The 7,270-nt window shown below is 34.9% G+C and carries 6 protein-coding genes and 1 pseudogene; 6 read left to right on the top strand and 1 reads right to left on the bottom strand.

What is annotated here, in order from left to right; all coding sequences use genetic code 11:
* Nucleotides 1-195: 195 nt before the first annotated feature.
* The 4 genes and pseudogenes from GSA01S_RS08510 to GSA01S_RS08495 all read left to right on the top strand — a co-directional run.
* A pseudogene (locus GSA01S_RS08510) lies at nt 196-1,605 on the top strand (PTS mannitol transporter subunit IIBC); the annotation flags it as partial.
* Between the two features lie 39 nt (nt 1,606-1,644).
* Nucleotides 1,645-3,735, top strand: a complete 2,091-nt coding sequence (locus GSA01S_RS08505; protein ID WP_066126633.1) for a BglG family transcription antiterminator — start codon at nt 1,645-1,647, stop codon at nt 3,733-3,735.
* Nucleotides 3,736-3,739: 4 nt separating this feature from the next.
* Nucleotides 3,740-4,174, top strand: coding sequence for a PTS mannitol transporter subunit IIA (locus tag GSA01S_RS08500; protein WP_066126637.1), 435 nt, complete (start codon nt 3,740-3,742; stop codon nt 4,172-4,174).
* Complete coding sequence (locus GSA01S_RS08495; RefSeq protein ID WP_066126632.1) at nt 4,174-5,313, top strand: mannitol-1-phosphate 5-dehydrogenase; 1,140 nt, start codon at nt 4,174-4,176, stop codon at nt 5,311-5,313. The genes GSA01S_RS08500 and GSA01S_RS08495 overlap by 1 nt, the downstream gene beginning before the upstream one ends.
* 149 nt (nt 5,314-5,462) lie before the next feature.
* Here GSA01S_RS08495 and GSA01S_RS08490 read toward each other — a convergent pair whose 3' ends face one another.
* On the bottom strand, nt 5,463-5,924 hold the full coding sequence (locus GSA01S_RS08490; protein WP_066126630.1) for a hypothetical protein: 462 nt from the start codon (nt 5,922-5,924) through the stop codon (nt 5,463-5,465).
* Between the two features lie 162 nt (nt 5,925-6,086).
* Between GSA01S_RS08490 and GSA01S_RS08485 the strand changes: the two genes are divergently transcribed.
* Nucleotides 6,087-6,773 (top strand): YggS family pyridoxal phosphate-dependent enzyme, encoded by a 687-nt coding sequence (locus GSA01S_RS08485; RefSeq protein WP_066126628.1) that lies wholly within the window; start codon nt 6,087-6,089, stop codon nt 6,771-6,773.
* Complete coding sequence (locus tag GSA01S_RS08480) at nt 6,766-7,200, top strand: gamma-glutamylcyclotransferase family protein (RefSeq protein ID WP_066126627.1); 435 nt, start codon at nt 6,766-6,768, stop codon at nt 7,198-7,200. The genes GSA01S_RS08485 and GSA01S_RS08480 overlap by 8 nt, the downstream gene beginning before the upstream one ends.
* Nucleotides 7,201-7,270: the final 70 nt, after the last annotated feature.

Below are 7,270 nucleotides of genomic sequence, written 5' to 3'. Positions count from 1 at the left end.
CCCAGTGACAAACAATCTCTCAAAAGGTAGTTATTTTGACAAAAAATCAGATTCAATCATTGAAAACGCTCAAATTTATTCAATTCTGTCAAAAATAATGACCAATAGTCTGACAAAGTATGCATTGTTGAACTATTGTGAAAGCACTATCTTTGCCATATACTTAAGGTACAGAAAAAGAGAGGAGCGATTTTGATGAAATCATCACAATCAACAATTCAAAAATTAGGTTCTTACCTAAGTGGTATGGTCATGCCAAATATCGGAGCATTAATTGCTTGGGGTATTATTACAGCGTTATTTATTCCAGATGGCTATTTTCCCAATGAAAACATTGCCGAATTAGTAGGTCCAATGATAAACTACTTAATTCCCCTATTGATTGCATTTAAAGGTGGGGAAATGGTTCATGGGTTCCGTGGAGGTGTCGTAGGGACAGTTGCGACCATGGGGGCCATTGTTGGATCAGGTATTCCAATGTTATTAGGTGCCATGATGTTAGGTCCATTAGGTGGTTATGCTATCAAAAAATTTGATGAAGCTTTTGGTGACAAAATTCCAACTGGATTTGAAATGTTAATCAACAACTTCTCAAGTGGTATTATAGGTTTCATTTTAGCAATTTTCTCATTAAATATTATCGGACCTGTTGTTGAAGGTATCAATAACTTTATGGCAGCTGGGGTAGATATTTTAATGAAAGCTAATTTATTACCATTAACCAATATCTTAATTGAACCAGCAAAGATTTTATTTATGAATAATGCGTTGAACCATGGTATTTTAACTCCAATTGGGACTCAACAAGCTTCTGAGATGGGTAGATCAGTTCTTTACTTATTAGAAACGAACCCTGGTCCTGGTTTAGGAGTATTATTAGCCTTTGCTTTATTAGGAAAAGGTTCAGCGAAATCTTCATCATGGGGAGCTATGATTATTCACTTCTTAGGTGGTATTCATGAAATTTACTTCCCATATGTTTTAATGAAACCCTTAATGATTTTAGCTGTTATTGCAGGTGGGGTTGCTGGTACTTTTACTAACGTATTGTTAGGTTCTGGTTTACGTGCACCAGCTTCACCAGGTTCTGTTATTGCTATTTTAGGGATGGCTCCAGAAGGGCAACATCTTAATGTCTTATTAGGTATCTTAGTAGCAACTGTGGTATCATTTATTGTAGCAGCGATTGTTTTAAAAATGGATAAGGGTGTCGAAGTTGATTTAGAAGCAGCTCAACAACAAGTTCAAGCAGCTAAAAGTGCTTCAAAAGGTCAAACTGTTAATGAACCAACCACTGGTGTTTCAACGACTGAAGCCAAAGTAATCAACCGTTCTAATATTGACAACATCATTTTTGCTTGTGACGCGGGTATGGGTTCATCAGCAATGGGTGCTTCATTATTAAGAAAGAAAGTAAAAGATGCTGGAATTGATATTGCGGTATCAAATAGTCCAATCAATAGCTTAAAAGATAATTCACGTACATTAATCATTACGCAAGAAGAATTAACTGAACGTGCTAAAGGAATGGCACCGAGTTCAGTGCATGTATCTGTTGATAATTTCTTAAGTAGTCCAAAATATGCGGAAATTATTGACCAATTGAAATAATAATTAAACCAATAAAAAAAAGGAGGGGCAATAATGTTATTTTCTAGACGTGAGAAACAACTACTAGATTTATGGTTATTAAATGCCTCTCCTTTGTCGATTAATTATTTAAGTGAAAAGTTAGATGTATCGACGCGAACAATCTATCGTGAAATTAATAAATTAAGTGAGAGTTTAGAAGCTTTCCAGATAAGCATATTGAATGATTCGGAGGGATTTTTTTTACAAGGATCCCCTGAAGCATTTGTAAAATTGAGACAAGAAGTAGAACAAACAGAAGTGGAACTAACCACTGCCGAAAGACAAACGCTATTAAGTATTTTATTATTGATTCAAAAAGATCAATTAAAAGTAAAAATTATTGCAGAGTATTTTAAAGTTAGTACGAGTACCGTTCAAGCAGATTTAGAGGCGATAGAAGATTTATTTGAAGAATACAAAATTCAATTAATTCGACGAAAAAATTCTCAAATTGACATTATCGGTAAAGAGACAGATATTCGATTGATCGTTTCAACCATTATTTCAAATGAGCTAAATGAATATGATTTCTTTAGTTTGTTTACGAAAGAACAGCATTTAAAATTACATAAGTTCGAACAAACGAATCACCGTTTTTTACAATTATTGGATCCTAATGCGTTACATAGTGCTTATCAGGCGATACGCCATAATCAATATTATTCATTTGATGATGTGTCGGATGCACAGCTTCGTGGCTTGACGATTTTTCTAACGATTACGATTATGCGATTAAATCAAGGTCATCAAATTACCAATGAGGATATTTCACCAGCTGAATACTCGCATGTGCGCGATAGTAGTATCAAACTGGCGACTTATTTATTCGATGTGTTAGATAATATGAAGGTGGTACAGTCCATTTCTAAGTTCGAAATCGATTTTCTAGCAATTCATATAGAAGGGATCAATTTTCCTTTTAAAATTGTATTTTCAGAGGAATATGATATTGAGTTAAGCTATAAAGTTCAGCGTTTAATTCGAGAAGTGTCATCCGAATTTCAAGTGAATTTTACGAATGATGATAATTTATCGAAAAACCTATTGGCTCATTTATCGGCAGCCTTATCACGAAAACAGTTAGCGAAGTTATCAGAAGCGGACTCATTATTGGAAAAAGTTCGCAATGCTTATCCTGTACTTTCGAAATTGATTGAAAAGCATTTAGCAATCATTTTTGCGCCGATTCAATTTAGTCAAGTAGAAGTGATGTATGTGGTGATTCATTTTGCCTCGGTGTATGAGCGAGAAATGAAATTAGACCGTTTAAATGTTCTAATCGTTTGTTCAGGTGGGATAGGGACCGCTAAAATATTAGAGAGTCGATTAAAACGGTATATACCGTCGATTCAAAATATTACATTATGTAAATCGTCTCAATTAAATCGGATGCCCATTGAAAGTTTTGATATTATTTTATCTACCATCTTCTTAGATAGTTTTGATGCCGATTATACTGTCGTTTCACCACTATTAATGGAAGATGAAATTGAAGTAATCAAGAAGAAAATTGAGCAGCTTCGCATTCAACTTTCTGAGACAGATTATCCTACAAAATCACCAGAAGCTATCATTGATTTCAATGAGATTTCGACTCATATCGACATTATTAAAGAATTAATTGAACAATTTAAACTGGAGACAATTGATAATGATGCTGAGATGGAAGCAACGATTCGTAAAGTGATTTCGAGCCTTCCAAGAGCATTATCATTGGTTCAATTGGAACGAATAGTTAACAAGCTCGTTGTGCGCCTAGATAAAGGGCCAATTGGCTTGCCTAATACGCGAATGGCTTTGTTCCATACGGTGGATGCTGCGGTTACTAAACCCTATTTTTCAGTGTTTGATTTAAAACAATCGCTGGAAATGATGAGTATGAACCGCCAACCAATGCAAGTGAGCCGTATATTGTTAATGATAGGTCCTGAACCTTTAAGTCCTGAAGATCAAAAGATTTTAGGTTACTTGAGTAGTTCGATTGTAGAATCCGTCTTTAATTTAAAAGTCTTCGATGAAGGGTCAGAGGAAATGATTCGTCACTATTTAAATACGATTTACATCGATTATATGCGAGAATTAATAAAATTGGAGGAATATTAACATGATGAAATTAACAAATGAAACAGTATTATTAAACCAGTCGGTAGCAACGAAGGAAGAAGCGATTCGCTTAGCAGGAGAATTATTAGTTAAAGCCGGATTTGTGTCACCAGAATATGTGGATGCAATGTTAGAAAGAGAAAAAATCGTTTCAACTTATATGGGGAATTTTTTAGCAATCCCTCATGGAACGGATGAAGCCAAAAAACACATTTTAAATTCTGGTATCTCATTAGTTCAAGTACCAGCAGGAGTTGAATTTGGTAATGGTGATAAACCAGCCAAAGTAATTATTGGAATTGCAGGTAAAGGGGACGACCATTTAGAAGTGTTGTCAACTGTTGCGATTGCCTTTTCAGAAATTGAAGTCGCGGAACAAATTATTAATGCATCGAATGTCGATGAAATTAATGCCGTATTAGAGGGAGTAGAACTATAATGAATGCAGTACATTTTGGAGCAGGTAATATCGGCCGTGGCTTTATTGGTGAAGTACTATATAAAAATGGCTATGAAATGATTTTTGTAGATATTAATGAAGCAGTTATCGATGCTTTAAATGCTGAAGAAAGTTATCAAATTACAATTTGTGATGATGAGTCACAAAATGTTACTGTAACAGGATTTAAAGGCATTAATAATGGTTCAAATCCTGAAGCTGTCGTTGAGGCGATTGCGTCAACGAACCTAGTTACAACTGCGATTGGTCCTAACATTTTACCTTATATTGCACCATTAATGGCTAAGGGTATCGAATTACGCCAACAAAAGGGTGTTACCGAAGCGTTAGATATGGTCGCTTGTGAAAATATGATTGGTGGTTCTACATTCTTAAAAGAAAAGGTTTATGGCGAACTATCAGAAGAAGGAAAAGCCTATGCAGATCAATATATTGGTTTCCCTGATGCAGCGGTTGATCGCATCGTACCAAACCAAACGAATGAAAATATTTTAGATGTAACAGTTGAATTATATAAAGAATTAGTCATTAGTGAGTCAATGATGAAACAACCAAATGTTCGTTTAGATGGTGTTAAGTATGTGGATGATTTAGAACCTTATATTGAACGTAAATTGTACACTGTTAATACAGGTCATGCAACCACTGCTTATTTCGGTTTTGCGAATGGTTTTGATACCATTGATCATGCCTTAGCGAATGAAGAGATTTATCAAAAAGTTCGTAAGACTTTATCTGAAACGGGACAATTATTAATTGAAAAATGGCAATTTAATGCCGATGAACATCAAGCTTATATCGAAACGACATTAGAACGCTTTAAAAATCCAGCTTTAAAAGATGAAGTGACACGAGTTGGTCGCACACCTATTCGTAAATTAGGTTACAATGAACGCTTTATTAACCCAATTCGTCAAGCGGATGAACGTGGTTTAGCCATTGATGGTTTAATTGATACAGTTGTTCAAATCTTAAAATATAATGACCCTGCTGATGAACAAGCAGTACAACTACAAGCGATGTTAAAAGAAAAATCGGTAGAAGAAGTTATTAAAGAAGTGACCCAATTACAAAATCAAACGATTATTGATCGCATTGTGAAGGCATATGTTGATTAATTTTGCTACTTATCGGTTTGTTTAGTTTAGAGTTCTCAGCCTAATTTTAAAAGCAGTCTATTATTAAAGCCTCCCTCATTCTCAAAAGAGAGTGAAGGAGGCTTTATTGGATTATCCTTTGCCTTGGATATTTTTAGCTAATGACAAGATTAGCGAGGCATTTGTTTGATTTCAGTTAATTTAATAATCGGTGCACCTTTTTCAGTGTAAACGAAGTCGCGTACTTTTTGGACATCAGCCATCGTGACAATCAGTCGATCACGATAGGGTTCAGCTAATTCATCGAATAAATATAAATCGTCTCGTAAGTTATTTTGTTTGCGAAGTGAATTGATTTCGCCATCAGTTTTTAGTTTATACTTAAGCGATGGCAGACTACCTGATATTTGGCGTTGTTCAATACGATAATAATAGTTATCATCACCATAATAAATTTCTAAAGCGCCAGTGTTGGTACGGACATGTTTGACATCTTTGTACTTTTCTTTATGGATTTCCCACCAAGTTTCAATGCCTTTAATCGCTTGTTCTTCAGTTGGATAACTGCCGTGTTCTTTTTTTAATTTATTACGACGATTAACCCAATAATTTGTATAAACTGTCTGAGTCATAGAATCCTTCCTTCCAATAAGTTTTACTAATTCTATTATATCTTAAATTACTTTATTTAGAAAACGTTTTACACATTATTTACGCTGAATAATATGGTATACTGTGATAAGTGATAGAATAAACGAACTAAATTTTTTTAATAGTGATAGGGTGGGAACTAGATGAATTTGGAACAATTAAGGCAAAATCAGCATATGATTGAACGCGTCATTAATAGTCATAAAAATTTAGGTCAAGTGGCTACATTAGTGGCGGTTACAAAAACAGTAGGGACTGAAATGATGGAAGCTTTATATGAAAATGGGATTCATCATTTTGGTGAGAATCGTCCGAATGTTTTTGTGGAAAAATATCGTCAATTAACACATTTAGATAAGGCAGTATGGCATTATATTGGCAATTTACAGACAAGACAGGTTAAAGATGTCATTAACGAGATCGATTATTTACATTCTTTAGACCGTCCTTCATTGGCCAAAGAAATTCAAAAACGTGCGCAATCTGTCGTCAATTGCTTTGTGCAAGTAAACGTTAGTGGGGAAGCTTCTAAAAGTGGCTTTAAACCTGAAAAAGTAGTTGAATGGATTGAGAGTATTGCCGATTATCATCATATCCGTGTCGTAGGGTTAATGACGATGGCACCGATTAATGCCACTGAAGCGGCATTACGTCAGTATTTTGGTGAATTAAAACAATTACAATCCCAAGTCGAAAAAATGGGATGGCTACATGCTCCGTGTACGGAATTAAGTATGGGAATGTCTCAAGATTATGAGATTGCAGTCGAAGAAGGCGCTACTTTTGTTAGGGTAGGCACAGCATTTTATGAAGGGGTGTATGATGAGTAAAATTTATTTAGCATATGGTAGTAATATGTGTGTCGAACAAATGGCTCATCGTTGTCCTGAAGCAAAATTGTTAGAGGTGACGATGTTACCTGGATTTCGCTTGGCTTTCACAGGGGCGCCTAATCGTTCCTATGCTACTATCCAAAAAGATGACACGCGTCAAGTTCCCGTTTTATTATGGGAAATTTCGCAGTCTGATGAAGTGAGTTTAGATCGATACGAAGATTATCCTAATTTTTATGAAAAGGCTGAAATTGAATTAAACGGTCAAGTGGTCATGTATTATTATATGGTTGAACAATATGGCTTAGGTCTGCCTTCCGATGAATATTACAATATTATCGCAGCAGCTTATGATAAATTTGATTACGATAAAACAATTTTGGAAACGGCACTTAAAGAAAGTCAGAATGTTATAAAATCATAATTAATTAAACCTTTTGCCTAAAATAGAGTGAGGTGAAACGACAAAAGTTGGGTTTTAAGCTAACTTTTTA

Source organism: Globicatella sanguinis NBRC 15551 (assembly GCF_001552295.1).
GTDB classification, from domain to species: Bacteria; Bacillota; Bacilli; order Lactobacillales; family Aerococcaceae; genus Globicatella; species Globicatella sanguinis.
The sequence above is the reverse complement of the archived record's forward strand: the minus strand, read 5'-3'. Positions and strand labels throughout refer to the sequence as shown.